The following is an 18,938-nucleotide window of genomic DNA, read 5'->3' as shown; positions in this document are numbered from 1 at the left end:
CGATCTGGCTGATATTTCGAGCATTTTTTGCGACTGATGCGATCAACCGGCCGCCCGGGGCGGGAATTTAATGCCTCCGGCGGTCGATCCGCGATCAATTTCGAACACTTATTTCATTTCGAGGGGGCGCCCGGGTCGAGCGTGTTCGAGCCGCTCGGACCTGCGGTCTTGCTGCGCCGCTCGCGCCGCCACCGCTTCAGGAGCCCTTCGGGGATCTCCTCGGCAGTGAGCGCGAACACGAGATGGTCCCGCCAGGCCCCGTCGATGTGGAGATAGCGGGGGCGCAGGCCCTCCTCGCGGAATCCGAGTTTCTCCACGACCCTGCGGCTCGGCCCGTTCTCCGGGCGAATGCAGACCTCGATGCGGTGCAGGCCCACCGTGCGGAAGCAGTGGTCGACGGCGAGCGCGACGGCCGTGGGCATCACGCCGCGCCCGGCCACGGACTCGTCGACCCAGTAGCCGACGTGGCCCGCGCACATCGAGCCCCAGGTGATCCCCGCGACGGTCAACTGGCCCACCAGACGGCCCTGGTACTCGATGACGAAGGGCAGCATCCGGCCCGCGTTCGCCTCCCCGCGCAGGTGGCGGACCATCTGACGGTACGTCGGGCGGTGGGTGATCGGGCCGCTGGGCGTGGGCGGCGGGATCGTCGCCTCCCAGGGGCGCAGCCAGTCGCGGTTGCGCCGGTTCACCTCGCGCCAGGCGCGCTGGTCGCGCAGCCTTATGGGGCGCAGGACGACATCGCCCTCCGCCAGGACCACGGGCCAGGACGGGCTGTTCAGTGCGCACCCCCGGGGGCGTGGGCATCGGGCCCGGCGTCCGGCCCGTCGTCCGGACCGGCGTCGGGTCTGGGGTGGTCGCCGCCGCGGATCTGGTCGACGGCGTGCGTGAGCAGCGGCCCGAGGACGGCGAGCCCGTCCTTCACGCCTCCGCTCGAACCCGGCAGGTTCACGATCAGTGTGCGCCCGGCCAGGCCCGCGAGGCCACGGGAGAGCGCGGCCGTGGGCACTTTCTCCCGGCCGTACGCGCGGATCGCCTCCGGGATGCCCGGGATCTCCCGGTCCAGGACGCGGGCGGTGGCCTCGGGGGTGCGGTCGGTGGGCGAGATGCCGGTGCCGCCGGTGGTGACCACGACGTCGTAGCCGGCCTCGACGGCGGCGCGCAGCGCGGCCTCCACGGGGTCGCCGTCCGGGACGACCTGGGGGCCCTCGACGGCGAAGCCCATCGCGCCGAGTCCGGCGGCGATCAGGGGGCCGCCCTTGTCCTCGTAGACGCCGGCCGCGGCGCGGTTGGACGCCGTGACCACCAGGGCGCGGTACGTGTCGCTCATCGGTGCCAGTCCCCGGACTTGCCGCCCGTCTTCTCCTCGACGCGCACGTCCGAGATGACGGCGCCCTTGTCGACGGCCTTGATCATGTCGACCACGGTGAGCGCGGCGACGGAGACCGCCGTGAGGGCCTCCATCTCGACGCCCGTACGGTCCGTGGTCTTCACGGTGGCGAGGATCTCCACCGCGTCGTCGGCCACCGACAGGTCGAGCTTCACCCCGGAGACGGCCAGCGGGTGGCACAGCGGGATGAGGTCGGGGGTGCGCTTGGCGCCCATGATCCCCGCGATGCGGGCGGTCGCGAGGGCGTCGCCCTTGGGAACGCCCTCGCCGCGCAGCAGTTCGATCACGCGCGGCGAGACGAGGACCCGCCCGCTGGCGCGGGCCGTGCGCGCGGTGACGGCCTTCTCCGACACGTCGACCATGCGGGCGGCGCCCGCCTCGTCGATGTGGGTCAGTCGGTCCTGCGAAGTGCTCATGGTGCTGTGGCGCTCCCGATCCGAGCCGTGCGCGGTGCGGCGCGCCGGACAGTTTGTGCGCGACACGCTACCGCGCGCCCCGGAGGGGAGGGCAGACGCTCAGCTCAGCAGCACGACGTCGACCTGGGTGCCGGGCTCCACGGAGGTGGTGGCCTCGGGGACGACGATCAGGGCGTCCGCGTGGGCGAGGGCGGCGACGAGGTGGGAGCCGGCGCCGCCGACCGGGGTGACGGTGCCGGTCGCGGGGTCGTGGGCGCCGCGCAGGAACTGGCGGCGGCCGGCCGGCGAGGTCAGCGCCTTGTCGGCGGTGAGCTTCGCGCGGACCTGCGGCCGGTGCACCTGGCCCGCGGGCAGCCCCATGAGGCTGCGGATCGCGGGGCGCACGAACAGCTCGAAGGAGACGTACGAGGAGACCGGGTTGCCCGGCAGGGCGAGCAGCGGGGTGTGGTCGGGGCCGATGGAGCCGAAGCCCTGCGGCTTGCCGGGCTGCATGGCGAGCTTGCGGAACTCGACGCCGCCGCCCGCGCCGATGCCGTCCTCGTCGTCGGGGTCGCCGATCGCGGAGAGCGCCTCCTTGACGACGTCGTACGCGCCGACGCTGACGCCGCCCGTGGTGACGACGAGGTCGGCGCGGATCAGCTGGTCCTCGATCGTGGAGCGCAGCGTCTCGGCGTCGTCGGCGACCGCGCCGACCCGGTAGGCGATGGCTCCGGCGTCCCGCGCGGCGGCGGTCAGGGCGAAGCTGTTCGAGTCGTAGATCTGGCCCTGGGCCAAGGGCTCGCCGGGCTGGACGAGCTCGCTGCCGGTGGAGACGACGACCACGCGCGGGCGCGGGCGTACGCGGACGGTGCCGCGGCCGATCGCGGCGAGCAGGGAGATCTGCGGCGGGCCGAGCACGGTGCCGGCGGAGAGGGCGCGGTCGCCCGCCTTGACGTCGCTGCCGCGCGCGCGGACGTGCGCGCGCTCCTGGGCGGCGCGGTGGACGCGGACCTCGCCGGAGGCGCCCTCCGGGGCGGCGCTGTGGGCCGTCATGGTGCTGACGGGACCCGCGCCGAGCCCTCCGTCGGTCCACTCGACGGGGACGACGGCCTCGGCGCCGGGCGGCAGCGGGGCGCCGGTCATGATGCGGGCGGCCTGGCCGGGGCGGACCGTGGGCTGCTCGGACTGGCCGGCCGCGACGTCGCCGATCACGGTCAGCACGGCGGGGAACTCCTCGCTCGCGCCCGCGACATCGGCGACGCGCACCGCATAGCCGTCCATCGAGCTGTTGTCGAACGGGGGCAGCGAGACCGGCACCGTCACGTCCTCGACGAGCACGCAGCCCTGGGCGTCGAGGAGTTGCAGCTCGATGGGGTCGAGCGGGTGGACGGTGCTGAGGATGTCCTCCAGGTGCTCGTCGACCGACCAGAGGTGGCCGTGACTGCTGGAGGGCGTGGTCGCGCTGCTCAAGGTCCTACATCTCCTCGGTGACGTAACTGCGAAGCCAGGTCCGGAAGTCGGGGCCCAGGTCCTCACGTTCGCACGCGAGTCTGACAATGGCCCGCAGATAGTCTCCACGGTCGCCGGTGTCATAGCGGCGTCCCTTGAAGACGACGCCGTGGACGGGGCCGCCGACCTTCTCGTCCGCGGCGAGCTGCTGGAGGGCGTCGGTGAGCTGGATCTCGCCGCCGCGGCCGGGCTCGGTCTTGCGCAGTATGTCGAAGACGTGGGGGTCCAGGACGTAGCGGCCGATGATCGCGTAGTTGGACGGGGCGTCGGCCGGTTCGGGCTTCTCCACGAGGTCGGTGACCTTCACGACGTCACCGTCGCCGGTGGGCTCGACCGCGGCGCAGCCGTAGAGGTGGATCTGGGACGGCTCGACCTCCATGAGGGCGATGACGCTGCCGCCGTGCCGTTCCTGGACCTCGACCATGCGGGCGAGGAGCGGGTCGCGGGGGTCGATGAGGTCGTCACCGAGCAGGACCGCGAAGGGCTCGTCGCCCACGTGGGGGGCGGCGCACAGGACGGCGTGGCCCAGGCCCTTGGGGTCGCCCTGGCGGACGTAGTGCATGGTGGCCAGGTCGCTGGACTCCTGGACCTTGGCCAGGCGGCCCGCGTCGCCCTTCTTCTGGAGGGCGGACTCCAGTTCGTAGTTGCGGTCGAAGTGGTCCTCGAGCGGGCGCTTGTTGCGGCCCGTGATCATGAGCACGTCGTCGAGACCCGCGGAGGCGGCCTCTTCGACCACGTACTGGATCGCCGGCTTGTCCACCACCGGGAGCATCTCCTTGGGAGTCGCCTTGGTGGCGGGCAGGAACCGGGTGCCGAGGCCCGCGGCAGGGATGACAGCCTTGGTGATCCTGGTGTGCGAGTCAGTCATGCCCGTCACCATATCCGGCGACTATGGGCGGAATCTGTGGGTCCGCTTTGATGGTCCATATACGCGTGGATAAAGAGAGGTTTGCGAACCGCACATGAGTCAGCCCATGAGCCGGCCACCGAGTGACCCGCGTGGCGCTCACCCTGACAAGCGCACGTTGCGACGAGAGCTCCTCGCGGTGAGGAGAGCGTTGACTGTGGATGACGTGCGGGAGACGGAGACGGTTCTCGCCCGCCGCGCCCTGGAGCTGGAGGCACTCGCCTCGGCCCGCACGGTCGCCGCGTACGTGTCCGTCGGCGGCGAGCCCGGCACCGGCACCCTCCTGGACGCCCTGCGGGCCCGCGGCACCCGCGTCCTGCTGCCCGTCCTGCTCGCCGACAACGACCTCGACTGGGGCGCCTACGAGGGACCCGGCTCGCTGGCCCGTGTCGAACACGCGGGCAAGATGGCCCTCCTGGAGCCCGCGGGGCCGCGGCTCGGCCCCGACGCCGTCCTGGAGGCCGACGTCGTCCTGCTGCCCGGCCTCGCCGTGGACGCGCGCGGGAAGCGGCTCGGCCGGGGCGGAGGCTCGTACGACCGCGTCCTGGCCCGCCTGGAGGCCGCCGGTGTCCGGCCCGACCTGGTGGTGCTGCTCTACGACCGCGAGGTCCTCGACGAGGTGCCCACGGAGGAGCACGACAAGGCGGTGGACGCGGTCGTGACGCCTTCAGGGGCGCGGCGCTTCACATGAACGCCGAAGGGGCCCCACGCGCGCGTGGGGCCCCTTCTTCAAGGACGCTTCTTCGAGGGCGCCTTCTTCAAGGACGCCGGCTCTTCAGGAAGCTAGCCCTTCAGGACGAGCGTGTCCGAGGTGTCGTCCTCGACCGCCTTGTCCGTGAAGCGCCACGGCAGCAGCTCGCCGTCGATCCACTTCTGCGTCTGGTCCGTGTAGTGCGAGCTGAAGGTGTGGCCGGAGGCACCGGTCAGGTTGATCCACTTCGACTTGTCGAAGTCCTCCAGGTTCACCACCATCCGCATCGACGGCACCCAGCTCACGCCGTAGCCGCCCGCCGCGTTCCAGCCGGTCGCGTTCACGGCCGCCTCGCCGCCGCCGAGCTTCCAGGGGCCGCGGTTGAGCACGTACTGCAGCCAGCCCGGGCCCGCCGTGCCGAGCGTCTGGTTCTTGAGTTCCAGCTGGTGCAGCCGGCCCCAGCTCCAGGTGTCGATGTCCTTGCCCAGCTTGGCCGTCAGGTCCCAGCGGGCGTCCTCCATGGCGCGGGCGAACAGCTGGTCGCGGGTGTCCGTCGCCGCGTCGGTGCGCGTCTTCGGAGCCTGCCACCAGGCGTTGTTCTCGTCCTTGAGGATGTTCCGCACGACCTGGAACCAGCGGTCGCCGCCGTCCGGCTGCGCCGAGTCCGCGTCCCGCTGGCCGCACTCGCGCACCCGGCGGTCGTCGTCGGCCGGGCCGGTGTTGTCGACCGGGGCGACGCTCAGGCACTGGCCCTTGACGCGCAGCTCCTTGGGGAGCTTGTTGCCGAAGGCGAGCTTCAGGACGTTGCGCCACACCGAGTTGAAGTAGGCGGCCGCCGCCGAGTCCGGGTTCTGGGTGTAGTCCCAGTTCTCCAGGAGCTGCTGGGCCTCGCGGACGTACTTGTCCTTGACGTCGATCTTCAGCAGGTAGGGCACGAGCAGCTTGGCGATCTCGCTGCTGTTGTCCATCTGCATGGTGCGCATGTCGTCGGTGGAGATCTTGCCGCCGCCGTCGATCTTCGACTTGATCAGGTCGGTGATGCGCTGGCTGCGCGTGCCGTAGCCCCAGTCGGTCGTCAGCGTGTACGGGTAGTCCTTGCCGACGACCGCCTGGTTGGCGGTGACGATGTAGCCGCGCTTCGGGTCGTACTCGTAGGGCAGCTCGTCCTGCTTGATGAAGCCGGTCCAGCGGTACTTGGGGTCCCAGCCGGGCGAGGGGAGCGAGCCGTCGCCCTCGCCGCGGGTCGGGATGCGGCCGGGCAGCTGGTAGCCGATGTGGCCCTCGGTGTCGGCGTACGTGAGGTTCTGCGAGGGCACCTGGAAGTCGGCGGCGGCCTTGCGGAACTCGGTCCAGTCCGAGGCGCGGTCGATGCCGAAGACGGCGTCCATCGTGTTGCCCGCGTCCAGGGCGGTCCAGCGCAGCGCGATGCCGTAGCCGTCACCGCGGTCGGGGGCCGTGGTGCCGACGGGGGCCTTCTTGCCGACCTTGACGAGCTCGTCGTTGCGGTCGGAGAGCAGCGGGCCGTTGTTCGTCTCGCGGATGGTGATCGTCTTGTCGTCGCCGCCGGCGACCTTGATGACCTCCTTGCGCGTCTTGAAGGCCACGGTCTTGTCGCCGTACAGGTAGCCGTCGCCGCTGAACTTCTCCAGGTACAGGTCGGTGACGTCGGCGCCCGAGTTCGTCAGGCCCCAGGCGATGTCCTGGTTGTGGCCGATGACCACGCCGGGCATGCCCGCGAAGGTGTAGCCCGCCACGTCGTACTGGCACTTGGCCGAAAGGCTCGTGCAGTGCAGGCCCATCTGGTACCAGACGGACGGCAGTTGCGGCGCGAGGTGCGGGTCGTTGGCGAGCAGCGGCTTGCCGGTGATGGTGTGGTCGCCGGAGACCACCCAGGAGTTGGAGCCGATGCCGTTGCCGTTCGGGCCGAGGCCCGCGGAGTCGGGGATCCGGTCCAGGACGTCCGCGAGGCCGCCCAGCTGGCTCTCGAGCCCGCCGGTGCCCTCGGGGGCCTGCGCGCCGCCCGTGAGGCCCGTACCGGCCCCCTGGCCGCCCCCGGAGCCCTGCCGGCCGGCGCCCGTGGACGCCTGCTCGTACGTGCCCGTGGCCTCGTCGTAGCCGCCCTCCTGCACGATCGGCTTGTTCCGGTCGTACGGGTAGGCCGGGTACAGGTCGGCGATCTGCTTCTTGTCGAGGCGGCTCGTCATCAGCGAGCGGTCGATCTCGTCCTGCATGTTGCCGCGCAGGTCCCAGGCCATGGCCTTGAGCCAGGCCACGGAGTCGACCGGCGTCCACTTCTGCGGCTTGTAGTCGTTCTCGAAGCCGAGGGCCACGTACTCCGCGGAGATCTCCTTGGCGCTCTTGCCCGCCAGGTAGGCGTTGACCCCCTTGGCGTACGCCTGGAGGTACTTCTTCGTCTCCGGCGCGAGCTTGGAGTCGTACTCCTCCTGCGCGACCCGGTGCCAGCCCAGGGTCCGCAGGAACTCATCGGTCTTGACCTGGCCCTTGCCGAACATCTCGGAGAGCCGACCGGAGGTCGTATGGCGGCGCACGTCCATCTCGTAGAAGCGGTCCTGCGCCTGCACGAAGCCCTGCGCCATGAACAGGTCCTCGTCCGAGGAGGCGTAGATCTGCGGGATGCCGTGATCGTCCCGCTTGACCTGGACCGGCCCGTCGAGACCGTCGATCCGGACGGAGCCCGTCGTCTGCGGCAGCGAGGCGCGCACGCTGTCGACGCCCCAGTACGCGCCGTACCCGATGCCCGCGAGAACGGCCAACACCAGGACGATCACGATCAGTCGGGCTCGGCGCCCCTTCTTCCTGCCGGTCTGGCCGCCGGAAGAGGCATTACTGGAGGAGGGCATCGCGATCCTTGCTGTCCTTCGCGGGCTGCTGGCTGGAGCAACCATACGAGCAGTGCGATCCGGGCCCGGACGCGGAGTCAGGAAGGAGCCACCTACGGGGTGCGCGGTGAGGGCCCGACCGTCAAGGAACCGTTAACGATTAGGTAAGGTAACGAAGTAACTCCCCCCACATCGACCCCTGCGAAGCACCTCGCGGAAGGAACGGCCCCTGACTGTCGACCACCTCAACCAGCTCCTGCTCGTCAGCGCGCTCGTGCTGCTCATCGCGGTCGCCGCGGTGCGCATCTCCTCGCGCAGCGGGCTGCCCAGCCTGCTCCTGTACCTCGGCATCGGCATCGCCATGGGCCAGGACGGCATCGGCAACGTCTCCTTCAGCAACGCCGAGCTGACCCAGGTCATCGGGTACGCGGCGCTCGTCGTGATCCTGGCCGAGGGCGGTCTGGGCACGAAGTGGAAGGAGATCAGACCGGCGCTCCCGGCGGCGGCCGCGCTGTCGCTCGTGGGCGTCGCGGTGAGCGTGGGGGTCACGGCCGCCGGCGCGCACTACCTGGTGGGCCTGGAATGGCGGCAGTCCCTGATCATCGGCGCGGTGGTGTCCTCCACGGACGCGGCGGCCGTCTTCTCCGTCCTGCGCAAGGTGCCCCTGCCCTCGCGGGTGACGGGCGTCCTGGAGGCCGAGTCCGGCTTCAACGACGCCCCTGTGGTCATCCTCGTCGTCGCGTTCTCCACCGCGGGCCCCGTCGAGCACTGGTACCACCTGATCGGCGAGATCGCCCTGGAGCTGACCATCGGCGCCGCGATCGGCCTCGCCGTCGGCTGGCTCGGTTCCTACGGGCTGCGCCATGTCGCGCTGCCCGCCTCCGGCCTCTACCCGATCGCCGTCATGGCCATCGCCACCACCGCCTACGCGGCGGGCGCCCTGGCCCACGGCAGCGGCTTCCTCGCCGTCTACCTGGCCGCCATGGTGATGGGCAACGCCAAGCTGCCCCACTGGCCCGCCACCCGCGGCTTCGCCGAGGGGCTCGGCTGGATCGCGCAGATCGGCATGTTCGTCCTGCTCGGCCTGCTCGTCACGCCGCACGAGCTCGCCGACGACATCGTGCCCGCCCTGGTCATCGGCCTCGTGCTCACCATGGTGGCGCGCCCCCTGGAGGTCGTCCTCAGCCTGGCGCCGTTCCGGATGCCCTGGCAGGAGAAGGCCCTCATGTCCTGGGCCGGGCTGCGCGGCGCGGTGCCCATCATCCTGGCGACGATCCCGATGGTGACCGGCGTCGCCGACAGCCGCCGCATCTTCAACATCGTCTTCGTCCTGGTCGTCGTCTACACCCTGATCCAGGGCCCCACACTGCCCTGGCTGGCCCGCAAGCTGCGGCTCGGCGACTCCGCGGAGGCCGCCGACCTCGGCATCGAATCGGCGCCCCTGGAGCGGCTGCGCGGCCATCTGCTGTCCATCGCGATCCCCGAGGGATCCCGGATGCACGGCGTGGAGGTCGGCGAGCTGCGGCTCCCCAAGGGCGCCGCCGTCACCCTCGTCGTCCGCGACGCCGCCTCCTTCGTACCGGCCCCCACCACCGTGCTGCGGCAGGGCGACGAGCTCCTCGTCGTCGCCACCGACCCGGTGCGGGACGCGGCCGAGGCACGTCTGCGGGCCGTCGCCCACGGCGGCAAGCTCGCCGGCTGGCTGGGCACGGGAGGCGGGACCTCCCGGTAATATGGGGGCACACACCACGTACCACCGACTCTGCCTGACGTAGAGCCGGCGCGACCGCAAAGCGGCCGCGGTCCCCTTGCAGCACCCGCGCCCGGCCCCGCAGCCCGGCGCTCCGCTTCTGCACGGCCCAGGGCCTCTCCTGGCGCGGACCGCAGTATCACTCGGTTCCCGGCGCACGAGGACGGCTCTCGGTGCCCCACGCCCCGACCGGGCGGCGGGGCACTACCAGGCGGCAGAAAGGCGACGGCCGTGCCACAGAAGGCCACGGTCACCGACACCACCGGCAAGCGCCCGGGCTACGGACAACTGCTGCGCACCCGCGGCGCCTGGACGTTCCTGCTCCCGGGCTTCGCGGCCCGCCAGCCGTTCGCGATGCTGACCATCTCGATCGTGCTGCTCGTCCAGCACACCACCGGCTCCTACGGCACGGCGGGCGCCGTGTCCGCCACGACCGGTGTCTCCATGGCGCTGTTCGCGCCCTACAGCGGCAAGCTCGCCGACCGCTTCGGCCAGCGCGCCGTCCTGCTGCCCGGCGTCCTGGTGCACTCCGCGTCCGGCGCGACCCTGACGGCCCTCGCGCTGTCCGGGGCGCCCACGTGGACCCTGTTCCTCGCCGCGGTGCCCACGGGCGCCTCCACGCCGCAGATCGGCCCCATGGTGCGGGCCCGCTGGGGCGTGCGCCTGCAGGGCTCGCCCCTGATGCAGACCGCGGCCGCCTTCGAATCCGTCACCGACGAGTTCACCTTCGTGCTCGGCCCGCTCTTCGCGACCGCCCTGTGCACGGGCGTCGACCCGGCCGCCGGCCTGCTCACCGAGGCCGCCCTCACCCTGGTCGGCGGCCTCCTCTTCGCCGCCCAGAAGGGCACCCAGCCGCCCGTGAGCGCCCTCGCGGGCCACGCGCGCGTGGATCACTCCTCCGCGCTGCGCGTCCCCGGCGTACGCGTGCTGATCGTCACGTTCCTCGGCATCGGCGCCGTCTTCGGCGGCATGCAGGTCTCGCTCGCCGCCTACACGGAGTCCATCGGCGAGCCCGGCATGAACGGCGTCCTCTACGGGATCTTCGCCGCGGGCAACATGCTCTCGGGCATCGTCTGCGGCGCCGTCGCCTGGAAGGCCGCCCCCCAGCGCCGCCTCCTGGTGTCCTACACGGCGCTCGCCCTGATGGCCTCCGGCCTGTGGGCGGCCCAGTCCGTGGTGCTGCTCGCCGGGCTCGGCCTGCTGGTCGGCGTGTGCATCGCGCCCGCCCTGATCACCGGGTACACGCTCGTCGAGAAGATCGTCCCCGCGGGCTCCCGCACCGAGGCCTTCACCTGGCTGACCGGGGCGGTCGCGCTGGGCCAGGCGGCGGCCGTCACGGTCGCCGGTCAGCTCGAGGACCGCTTGTGGGACGGTGCGGGATTCCTGGTGCCGATGGGCGGCACGGTGCTGGCCCTGGCGGTCATGTTCCTGCTGCGTACGCGGCTCGTCCCGCCGTCCGTCGGGCGCACCGTGGCACGTGGTGTCGGTCACCGAGTGCCGGTGACGGTGGACTGATCCCGAGGAATAGGCCACTATAGAGCGTCGTTAGCACTCATTGAGTGAGAGTGCCAGGAGGAAGACACAGTGCCGACTTACCAGTACCAGTGCACCGAGTGCGGCGAGGGCCTCGAGGCGGTGCAGAAGTTCACCGACGACGCCCTGACCGAGTGCCCGAACTGCGGTGGCCGCCTGAAGAAGGTGTTCTCGGCCGTCGGCATCGTCTTCAAGGGCTCCGGCTTCTACCGCAACGACAGCCGCGGCTCCTCGTCGAGCAGCAGCCCTGCGTCGTCGTCGAAGCCCGCCTCCACGACGTCGACCTCTTCGTCGTCCTCGTCCTCGGAGTCCAAGTCGTCCTCGACGGCCTCCTCCGGTTCGACGAGCTCGTCGAGCTCCTCGTCCGCGGCCTGACCCGGACCCACGCCTTACGAGACCCTGTCGTCCCCGGACGGCAGGGTCTTCGGCGTCCCGCCCTTGGTTAGTGTGCTGACCATGGCGACGAACGCGAACACCAGCACCGGGGCCGAGATCGGCGTGATCGGCGGCTCCGGCTTCTACTCCTTCCTGGACGACGTGACCGAGATCCAGGTGGACACCCCCTACGGGCCGCCGAGCGACTCGCTCTTCCTCGGCGAGATCGCCGGCCGCCGCGTCGCCTTCCTGCCCCGCCACGGCCGCGGCCACCACCTGCCGCCGCACCGGATCAACTACCGGGCGAACCTGTGGGCGCTGCGCTCGGTCGGCGTGCGCCAGGTGCTCGGACCGTGCGCGGTGGGCGGCCTGGTGCCCGAGTACGGGCCCGGCACGCTGCTGATCCCGGACCAGTTCGTGGACCGCACGAAGTCCCGGGTGCAGAGCTACTTCGACGGGCTGCCGCTGCCCGACGGGACCGTGCCGAACGTCGTGCACGTCTCGCCCGCCGACCCGTACTGCCCGGCCGGGCGCCGGGTGGCGGTGGAGGCGGCCCGCGGCAAGGGCTGGGAGCCGGTGGACGGCGGGACCCTCGTCGTCGTCGAGGGGCCGCGCTTCTCGACCCGCGCCGAGTCGCGCTGGCACGCCTCGATGGGCTGGTCCGTGGTCGGCATGACCGGGCACCCGGAGGCGATGCTCGCCCGTGAGCTGGAGCTCTGCTACACCTCGCTGACCCTGGTCACGGACCTGGACGCGGGCGCGGAGAGCGGCGAGGGCGTCTCGCACGACGAGGTGCTCAAGGTGTTCGCGGCGAACGTGGACCGGCTGCGGACCGTGCTGTTCGACGCGGTCGCGGGGCTGCCGGCGACGCAGGAGCGGGACTGCCTGTGCGTCGGGGCACTCGGCGGCATGGACCCCGGGATCCGGCTGCCGTGATCCGCCCGTCCGGCTTCCCCGGCCGGACGACGTCGGTGAACTTCACGTTCGGGTGAGGGAGTTGTCCACAACCGGCCGGTAGCACACGGGGCCCGGCGGGATCCTTCGCCGGAGCGGATCGTGGTCGACGAGACGGACGCGGTGTCCGTCCGACCCGAACCGATCCGCAGGCGGTGACCACCGTGTCCGCAGCAGCACCCGGCCCCTACGGGCTCAGCTCTCCCCCATCCGCGTCCACGCCCACTCCCCCGACGTCCGAGGTGCCGCCCTTCCCTCCCGTGCGCGTACGCGGCGGACGACCGCGCGCCGGTCGCGGCGGGCCGCGCCGCAGCGGGCCGGTCCTCGCCGCCGGGCTCGCCCTGACCGCGGCGGCCCTGGTCGCCGCGGTGCCCTCGTCCGGCGCCGGGGACGGTCATCAGCGGGCGCAGGCGCCGCCAGCCCGGACCGCGCGCGGGCCGGCGCGGCCTCCCGCCGTGACGGTGTCGGCTCCGGTGCGGATCGCGGACGCGGCGGCGGCGCGCCTGCTGCGGCCGGGCGACCGGGTGGACGTGGTCGCGGCACGGACCGACGGGAAGCCCGGAGCCCGGGTCCTCGCGTCCGGCGCCCGGGTCGCGTCCGTACCCGACGCATTTTCGGGCGAAACCCCGGACGGGGGCGGGGCGTTGGTCGTGCTGAGGGTGGAGCGCCCTGTCGCCGCGCGGCTCGCGGGAGCGGGGGCCGTGTCCAGGCTGGCGGTGACGGTCTGGTGACCAGAATCCCGTCAAGTCCCCCGATCGAGTTACCGGATTGGACAGGTCTGACCCGAACTGTCGTAGGTTGCGGGGGCGTTTGCACCACAACCTGCACATGTGAAGAGAGGCCTTCTGGTGAGCGAGAAGAAGCAGCCGGGCGTGTGGGAAGGCTTCAAAGCCTTCCTGATGCGCGGCAATGTGATCGACCTGGCGGTCGCGGTCGTGATCGGCGCGGCGTTCACCAACATCGTGAACGCGGTGGTCAAGGGTGTGATCAACCCGATCGTCGGCGCCTTCGGCACATCCGACCTGGACAACTACAAGTCCTGCCTGAAGGGCGACTGCAGCGGCGAGGGCGGGATCGAGATCCTCTGGGGCACCGTCCTCAGCGCCACGCTCAGCTTCATCATCACGGCGGCCGTCGTGTACTTCCTGATGGTGCTGCCCATGGCGAAGTACCTGGCCCGCAAGGCCAACATCGAGGCGGCGAAGGAAGGCACCCACGAGGTGATCGAGGTCTCCGAGCTGGAGGTCCTCAAGGAGATCCGCGACGCCCTCGTGGCGCAGCGCGGCTCGGGTCACTCCGAGTCGTAGCGGCTCTTCAGAGGTGGTGGGGCGGCTTCTCGTCGAGGAACCGGGCCAGGTCGGCGGCGCTGTTGTCACCGGCGGCCGGCCGTTCGCCCCACCCCCGGTCCGTGTCGTCGGAGGACTGCGCCGACAGCGGATCGTCGAAGATCAGCGCGGCCTTGGGGTCGCGCGGCTCGGGGGCGGGCTTCGGGGTGTCGCTCATGGCTCCAGGGTACGTCGCGGGTGCGGAGCGCGATGAGAGCGTGATCCTCCCGGCTCGACCGGCCGGCGGGGCGGGATCAGCCCGGGGCTCGGCGCCCCCGCAGGCGGAGAACCACCCACAGACTGGTCCACGCCGCCTTGATCGGCACCGGGAGCGCCGCGGCGAAGCCAATGTGGAAGAAGCACGGCCGGGGTCAACTGTCGTGGTACGCAGGGCGCATGACGACGGAATCGACGACGGGCGGCAGGCCGGCCCGCAACGACGCCCTGACCGACGTGCCCGGCCTGCGCGTGGGGCACGCCACCCGCCGCGGCGACGGGTGGCTGACCGGGACGACGGTCGTGCTCGCGCCCGAGGGCGGTGCGGTCACCGCGGTCGACGTGCGCGGTGGCGGCCCCGGCACCCGGGAGACGGACGCGCTGGACCCGCGCAATCTGGTGCAGCGGGTCGAGGCTGTGGTGCTGACGGGCGGCAGCGCGTTCGGGCTCGACTCGGCGTCGGGCGTGATGGCGTGGCTGGAGGAGCAGGGGCGCGGGGTGCCGGTGGGCGGGCCGGGGCAGGTCGTGCCCGTGGTGCCGGCGGCCTGTGTCTTCGACCTGGGCCGGGGCGGCGACTGGCGGGCCCGCCCGGACGCGGCGACGGGCCGGGCCGCTGTGGAGTCCGCGGCGGCGAGCCCGGTCGGCGCCCCGGTGGCCGAGGGCAGCGTCGGCGCGGGCACGGGCACGCTCGTCGGCGGGCTGCGCGGCGGCATCGGCACGGCGTCCGTACTGCTCGACTCCGGGATCACGGTCGCTGCCCTGGTGGTGGCCAACGCGGCCGGCTCGGCGGTGGACCCGGGGACGGGGGCGCTGTACGGGGAGTTCTTCGCGGGGCGTGGGCCGGTGGCGTATCCGGACGCGGCGGTGCACGCGGCGGCGGGTGAGCGGCTGGCGGCGGCGCGCGCGGCGAACGGACCGGCTCCGCTCACCGAACCCGATCCGGCACCCGAGCCCGATTTGGCTTCCGAGTCCGATTTGGCGTCCGGGCCTGAGCCGGCGTCCGGCCCTGCGTCGGGCCCCGCGTCCGGGCCGGCCACGTTGAACACGACGCTCGCCGTCGTCGCCACGGACGCGGACCTGAGCCGGGCGCAGGCTCAGAAGGTGGCGGGGACCGCGCACGACGGGATCGCGCGGGCGGTGCGGCCGGTGCATCTGCTGAACGACGGCGACACGGTCTTCGCCCTCGCGACCGGGGAGCGGCCGCTGGACGCCGCGAACCCGCTCGCGCTCAACGAGATCCTCGCGGCGGGGGCGGATCTCGTGACCCGGGCGATCGTGCGGGCGGTGCGGGCGGCGGAGTCGGTGCGCGGCGACCGCGACGGTGACGGCGGCGGTGCCGGGCGCGTGTATCTGTCGTACTCGGAGCTGTACGGCTGAGCGGGGCGTCTCGGGCGGGGGCGCCCTCGGTCTCCGTGCGGCTCTCAACGGGCACTCTCGGGCGGCTCCTCGCAGGGGCCTCTCGTACGGGCTCCTCGTGGGGGTTCCCGTGACAGAGTCCGCGCTTCGTCACAGGACTGTCCCTGTGGCTGCCTTCACAGGAAGCGGAGGGAACCCCTCCGGTCGTCTCGCGCTCTCTCCACACACCGGATCAACGAGATGAACCACACGAACAGGAGCAGGCCGTGAGAAGGCAGAACATAGCCACCGTATGCGCCGCCGTCGCCGTCGGTGCACTGGCCCTCACGGCCTGCGGCGGCAGCGCGAAGGCCGACAACGACACCGACGGCAAGGGCGGTGACCCGAAGGGCGCGCCGCGCATCACGATCTCGGCGAAGGACGGTTCCACGGGGGCGTCCATCAACGCGACCGGGGTCAAGGTCAGCGGCGGCAAGCTGACCACGGTGAAGATGACGACATCGGCGGACGGCGCCGAGGTCCCCGGCACGATCAGCGCCGACGGGGCGACCTGGAAGCCCAAGGAGCAGCTGGAGCGCGGCACCAAGTACCGGATCTCCGCGACCGCGAAGGACGCCGGGGGCGAGACGGCCGCCGCCAACTCCATCTTCACCACGGTCTCGACCGGCAACAGCTTCATCGGCACCTACACCCCGGACAACGGGACGACGGTCGGCGTCGGCATGCCGGTCTCGTTCACCTTCGACAAGGTGATCACGAACAAGAAGGCCGTGCAGTCGGGCATCAAGGTGACGTCCAGCAGCGGCCAGCAGGTGGTCGGCCACTGGTTCGGCGAGCAGCGGCTCGACTTCCGGCCCGAGGAGTACTGGAAGGCCGGCTCCAAGGTCACCATGAAGATCGACCTCGACGGGGTCGAGGGCGCCAACGGCATCCACGGCGTCCAGAAGAAGACGGTCACCTTCACCGTCGGCCGCTCCCAGGTCGCCACCGTCGACGCGAACACGCAGAAGATGACCGTGGTCCGCGACGGCCAGACCCTCAAGACCGTCCCCGTCTCCACCGGCAGCGCCGACCACCCCACCTACAACGGCCAGATGGTCATCTCCGAGAAGTTCGTGCAGACGCGGATGAACGGGTCGACGGTCGGCTTCGGTGGCGAGTACGACATCGCCGACGTGCCGCACGCGATGCGCCTGTCGCAGTCCGGCACGTTCATCCACGGCAACTACTGGAGCTCGCCCGGCATCTTCGGCGCGCAGGGCACCAGCCACGGCTGCGTCGGACTCCAGGACGTGCGGGGCGCGGGCGGCGACACCACCGCCAAGTGGTTCTACGACAACTCGCTCGTCGGTGACGTAGTCGTCGTGAAGAACTCCCACGACAAGACGATCTCCCCGGACAACGGCCTCAACGGCTGGAACATGCCGTGGAGCGAGTGGACGGCCGGCAGCGCCGCCTGACCCAGGACACAGGGGAAAGACCAGGGGCCGCGCGGGAACCTCCCGCGCGGCCCCCGCGTTGTGCAGGCAGGATTCCCAAATCCCGCTCCGCGTTTGCCATTTCAGAGGCCGATGTCCGAGCGAGGGGCTACGGTATGCACCCACAAGGTGACACGAAGCAATCCCGGGAGGTGCCTTGAGCGTTCCGTACGACCATGTGCCCGACCCTCTGTCCGACCTCGCGTCGCACACGTCGCCCGACGGGCAGCTCAGCGGCCTGCTCGGGCGCGCGCTCAACTCCTTCGAGCTCCCCGACGACATCCTGGCCCGCCTCGACAGCGCCCTCGCCTACGACAGCACCCTGCACTCCGCGCACCACAGCGCCGGCCTGCACCGGGAGACGTACCGGCACACCTGGCTGCTCGCCGACGGAAGCCCGCTCACCCTCTGGGAGCTCGTCCACAACACGGGGCGGGACCGCATGCCCCAGCACGAGGTCTACGTGACCGAGGACGAGCTGCACCTGGCGACCGGCCGGCTGCCGCTGCCCCCGGAGTCCGCGCCGGACTTCACCCTCCAGACGCCGGTGCTCCCGCTCCAGCTCCAGGCGGTCGCGCCGCGCGGCCACAGCTTCGGCCCCGCCGACCCGGACAGCTCCGTCGACCACGCCCGCCGCCTGCTGCGCCGCGCGGAGAACCCGGACGCGGCGACCCGGCCCGGCCCCGGCACGGCCCGGCTGCTGCGCGACGCGTGCGCGCACGAGATCACGCAGGCGTTCGGCCGCAGACTCAGCCAGGGCTTCGCGCTGTACGAGCACGCGTTCCTGCTGCGCGACGGCTGCGAGGTCAGCCTCTGGGAGGTCGAGCACACGGCGACGCGGGACGGCCGGCACATGTGCGAGGTCTACCTGACGCAGGAAGCGGCCCGCGCCGCGATCGAGCACCGCGCGGCGGACCGGGTCCGGCTCAGCGGCGGCTGAACTGCCGCACGAGCCCGGCGAACGCGTCCTGTTCGTCGGCCGTGAGCGGCACCGACTCCAGGGCGGGCGCCTGCGACTGGGCGGGCAGCGCCCCCATCGGCAGCCGCGCGGGGCCCCGCGGGGCGAAGGCGACGGTGCGGACGAGCCGCACCAGACCGACCACCCAGGCCACCGTCACGACCGCGAGGATCGCGAGGCCCACCTGCTGAAGGATCGACACGTGCTCAGGCATACGGCCCAGTGAACACCACAGTCCGGGCCTTTGGTCCCGGACCGTGACGTATATCGCAACACGGGACGTAGGCCGTGGCCCGCCAGGAAGCCGCCTGCAGAAGACTCGCGTCGGTGCTGAACGGCGTCAGGCGTCGTGCTCGTGCCACACGATGTCCACCGTGGCGGGTCGAACCAGCGGCCGCGTGCCGCCTGAACGCACGCCGAAGGGCCCGACCCCCGTCGTCGGGGAGCCGGGCCCTTGGTTCCGCCCCTGAGGGGCGGGTGGGATCACTGGCCCATGACGTACTTCACCGTCGGGCCGGTCGTCCAGCCGCCGTCCACCGCCAGCTCCGCGCCCGTCACGTAGGAGGAGTCGTCGGAGAGGAGGAAGACGATGGCCTTGGCGATCTCGTCGGCTTCGCCGACGCGGCCCATGGGGGTGTTGGGGTAGTTGCCCTCGCCCTGCTGGATGCCGACCTGGGCGGTCATCGGGGTGTAGGTCATGCCGGGGTGGACGGAGTTCACGCGGATGCGGGCCGTGCCCTGCTCGACCGCCGCGATCTTCGTCAGGCCGCGCACGCCCCACTTCGAGGCGCCGTAGGAGCCGGTGAGCGCGAGGCCCATCAGGCCGGCCGCCGAGGAGATGTTGACGATGGAGCCGCCACCGGCCTCCTTCATCGCGGGCACGACGGTCTTCATGCCGGCGAAGACGCCGACGAGGTTGACGTCGAGGACCTTGCGGAAGCGCTCGACGCTCTCCGTCTCGAAAGGCATGCCGGTGGAGATGCCGGCGTTGTTCACCAGGCCGTCGACCCGGCCGAACTCGGCGGTGGTGTAGGCGACGGCGGCCTGCCACTCCTCCTCGGAGGTGACGTCGAGGTGGACGTAACGGGCCTGGTCGCCGAGCTCGGTGGCGAGGGCCTTGCCCTCGTCGTCGAGGACGTCACCGATCACCACGTTGCCGCCGGCGGCGACGACGGTCCTGGCGACCTCGCCGCCGATGCCGCGGGCACCGCCCGTGATGATGACGGTCTTGCCGGTGAGGTTGTTCATCTGTGGCTCCACT

19 protein-coding genes are annotated in these 18,938 nt (G+C 71.8%); 10 read left to right on the top strand and 9 right to left on the bottom strand.

Annotation, left to right across the window (positions count from 1 at the left end):
• Positions 1-113: 113 nt before the first annotated feature.
• The 5 genes from IAG42_RS20425 to galU all read right to left on the bottom strand — a co-directional run bounded on the left by IAG42_RS20425 (position 114) and on the right by galU (position 4,162).
• Entirely contained in the window at positions 114-761 is a 648-nt protein-coding gene (locus IAG42_RS20425; protein WP_188338408.1) for a GNAT family N-acetyltransferase, read from the bottom strand.
• A 17-nt stretch (positions 762-778) separates the two neighbouring features.
• On the bottom strand, positions 779-1,330 hold the full coding sequence (locus IAG42_RS20420; RefSeq protein ID WP_188338407.1) for a MogA/MoaB family molybdenum cofactor biosynthesis protein: 552 nt from the start codon (positions 1,328-1,330) through the stop codon (positions 779-781).
• Positions 1,327-1,806, bottom strand: coding sequence for a cyclic pyranopterin monophosphate synthase MoaC (gene moaC, locus IAG42_RS20415; RefSeq protein WP_188338406.1), 480 nt, complete (start codon positions 1,804-1,806; stop codon positions 1,327-1,329). Before moaC ends, IAG42_RS20420 begins: the two co-directional genes overlap by 4 nt.
• 99 nt (positions 1,807-1,905) lie before the next feature.
• Positions 1,906-3,255, bottom strand: coding sequence for a molybdotransferase-like divisome protein Glp (glp, locus tag IAG42_RS20410; protein WP_188338405.1), 1,350 nt, complete (start codon positions 3,253-3,255; stop codon positions 1,906-1,908).
• A gap of 4 nt (positions 3,256-3,259) precedes the next feature.
• Positions 3,260-4,162, bottom strand: a complete 903-nt coding sequence (galU, locus tag IAG42_RS20405; protein ID WP_188338404.1) for a UTP--glucose-1-phosphate uridylyltransferase GalU — start codon at positions 4,160-4,162, stop codon at positions 3,260-3,262.
• 106 nt (positions 4,163-4,268) lie between these two features.
• Here galU and IAG42_RS20400 point away from each other — a divergent pair, with 106 nt between their 5' ends.
• Positions 4,269-4,892: a 5-formyltetrahydrofolate cyclo-ligase gene (locus IAG42_RS20400; RefSeq protein WP_188338403.1), complete on the top strand. Its 624-nt coding sequence runs from the start codon at positions 4,269-4,271 to the stop codon at positions 4,890-4,892.
• Between the two features lie 92 nt (positions 4,893-4,984).
• On the opposite strand, the gene IAG42_RS20395 is transcribed toward IAG42_RS20400, so the two are convergent.
• Positions 4,985-7,753, bottom strand: coding sequence for a penicillin acylase family protein (locus tag IAG42_RS20395; protein ID WP_188338402.1), 2,769 nt, complete (start codon positions 7,751-7,753; stop codon positions 4,985-4,987).
• Positions 7,754-8,006: 253 nt separating this feature from the next.
• Between IAG42_RS20395 and IAG42_RS20390 the strand changes: the two genes are divergently transcribed.
• The 6 genes from IAG42_RS20390 (at position 8,007) to mscL (ending at position 13,651) form a co-directional block, all read left to right on the top strand.
• Positions 8,007-9,464 carry a potassium/proton antiporter gene (locus tag IAG42_RS20390; protein ID WP_394811230.1) on the top strand — a complete coding sequence of 486 codons (1,458 nt, stop codon included), beginning with the start codon at positions 8,007-8,009 and terminating at the stop codon, positions 9,462-9,464.
• A gap of 249 nt (positions 9,465-9,713) precedes the next feature.
• Positions 9,714-10,997 (top strand): MFS transporter, encoded by a 1,284-nt coding sequence (locus IAG42_RS20385; protein WP_188338401.1) that lies wholly within the window; start codon positions 9,714-9,716, stop codon positions 10,995-10,997.
• A gap of 69 nt (positions 10,998-11,066) precedes the next feature.
• On the top strand, positions 11,067-11,390 hold the full coding sequence (locus IAG42_RS20380; RefSeq protein WP_188338400.1) for an FmdB family zinc ribbon protein: 324 nt from the start codon (positions 11,067-11,069) through the stop codon (positions 11,388-11,390).
• 81 nt (positions 11,391-11,471) lie between these two features.
• On the top strand, positions 11,472-12,326 hold the full coding sequence (locus IAG42_RS20375; RefSeq protein ID WP_188338399.1) for an S-methyl-5'-thioadenosine phosphorylase: 855 nt from the start codon (positions 11,472-11,474) through the stop codon (positions 12,324-12,326).
• Positions 12,327-12,508: 182 nt separating this feature from the next.
• Positions 12,509-13,075, top strand: coding sequence for a hypothetical protein (locus IAG42_RS20370; RefSeq protein WP_188338398.1), 567 nt, complete (start codon positions 12,509-12,511; stop codon positions 13,073-13,075).
• A gap of 114 nt (positions 13,076-13,189) precedes the next feature.
• On the top strand, positions 13,190-13,651 hold the full coding sequence (gene mscL, locus IAG42_RS20365; protein WP_188341503.1) for a large conductance mechanosensitive channel protein MscL: 462 nt from the start codon (positions 13,190-13,192) through the stop codon (positions 13,649-13,651).
• A gap of 7 nt (positions 13,652-13,658) precedes the next feature.
• Here the strand turns inward: mscL and IAG42_RS20360 are convergent, their stop codons facing one another.
• Entirely contained in the window at positions 13,659-13,847 is a 189-nt protein-coding gene (locus tag IAG42_RS20360; RefSeq protein ID WP_188338397.1) for a hypothetical protein, read from the bottom strand.
• A gap of 218 nt (positions 13,848-14,065) precedes the next feature.
• Between IAG42_RS20360 and IAG42_RS20355 the strand changes: the two genes are divergently transcribed.
• The 3 genes from IAG42_RS20355 (at position 14,066) to IAG42_RS20345 (ending at position 17,659) form a co-directional block, all read left to right on the top strand.
• Positions 14,066-15,262, top strand: a complete 1,197-nt coding sequence (locus tag IAG42_RS20355; RefSeq protein WP_188338396.1) for a P1 family peptidase — start codon at positions 14,066-14,068, stop codon at positions 15,260-15,262.
• A 245-nt stretch (positions 15,263-15,507) separates the two neighbouring features.
• The gene (locus IAG42_RS20350; protein ID WP_188338395.1) at positions 15,508-16,701 is read left to right on the top strand and encodes a L,D-transpeptidase; all 1,194 of its coding nucleotides are present in this window, start codon (positions 15,508-15,510) and stop codon (positions 16,699-16,701) included.
• Positions 16,702-16,876: 175 nt separating this feature from the next.
• Positions 16,877-17,659, top strand: coding sequence for a DUF6227 family protein (locus IAG42_RS20345; protein ID WP_188338394.1), 783 nt, complete (start codon positions 16,877-16,879; stop codon positions 17,657-17,659).
• Here IAG42_RS20345 and IAG42_RS20340 read toward each other — a convergent pair.
• Both IAG42_RS20340 and IAG42_RS20335 read right to left on the bottom strand, forming a co-directional pair.
• Positions 17,646-17,891 carry a hypothetical protein gene (locus IAG42_RS20340; protein ID WP_188338393.1) on the bottom strand — a complete coding sequence of 82 codons (246 nt, stop codon included), beginning with the start codon at positions 17,889-17,891 and terminating at the stop codon, positions 17,646-17,648. The genes IAG42_RS20345 and IAG42_RS20340 overlap by 14 nt on opposite strands.
• A 269-nt stretch (positions 17,892-18,160) precedes the next feature.
• A complete protein-coding gene (locus IAG42_RS20335) occupies positions 18,161-18,925 on the bottom strand; it encodes an SDR family oxidoreductase (RefSeq protein ID WP_188338392.1) in 765 nt (254 codons plus the stop codon).
• Between the last annotated feature and the right edge of the window lie 13 nt (positions 18,926-18,938).

Source organism: Streptomyces xanthii, assembly GCF_014621695.1.
GTDB lineage: Bacteria > Actinomycetota > Actinomycetes > Streptomycetales > Streptomycetaceae > Streptomyces > Streptomyces xanthii.
Note: the sequence above shows the minus strand (reverse complement) of the source record. Positions and strands in the feature narration are given on the sequence as shown.

Coding starts and splice junctions, on each gene's coding strand:
- IAG42_RS20420 (WP_188338407.1), bottom strand. CDS start 1,330: ATGAGCGACACGTACCGCGCCCTGGTGGTCACGGCGTCCAACCGCGCC.
- IAG42_RS20340 (WP_188338393.1), bottom strand. CDS start 17,891: ATGCCTGAGCACGTGTCGATCCTTCAGCAGGTGGGCCTCGCGATCCTC.
- IAG42_RS20400 (WP_188338403.1), top strand. CDS start 4,269: ATGAGCCGGCCACCGAGTGACCCGCGTGGCGCTCACCCTGACAAGCGC.
- IAG42_RS20375 (WP_188338399.1), top strand. CDS start 11,472: ATGGCGACGAACGCGAACACCAGCACCGGGGCCGAGATCGGCGTGATC.
- IAG42_RS20335 (WP_188338392.1), bottom strand. CDS start 18,925: ATGAACAACCTCACCGGCAAGACCGTCATCATCACGGGCGGTGCCCGC.
- galU (WP_188338404.1), bottom strand. CDS start 4,162: ATGACTGACTCGCACACCAGGATCACCAAGGCTGTCATCCCTGCCGCG.
- moaC (WP_188338406.1), bottom strand. CDS start 1,806: ATGAGCACTTCGCAGGACCGACTGACCCACATCGACGAGGCGGGCGCC.
- IAG42_RS20360 (WP_188338397.1), bottom strand. CDS start 13,847: ATGAGCGACACCCCGAAGCCCGCCCCCGAGCCGCGCGACCCCAAGGCC.
- IAG42_RS20355 (WP_188338396.1), top strand. CDS start 14,066: ATGACGACGGAATCGACGACGGGCGGCAGGCCGGCCCGCAACGACGCC.
- IAG42_RS20395 (WP_188338402.1), bottom strand. CDS start 7,753: ATGCCCTCCTCCAGTAATGCCTCTTCCGGCGGCCAGACCGGCAGGAAG.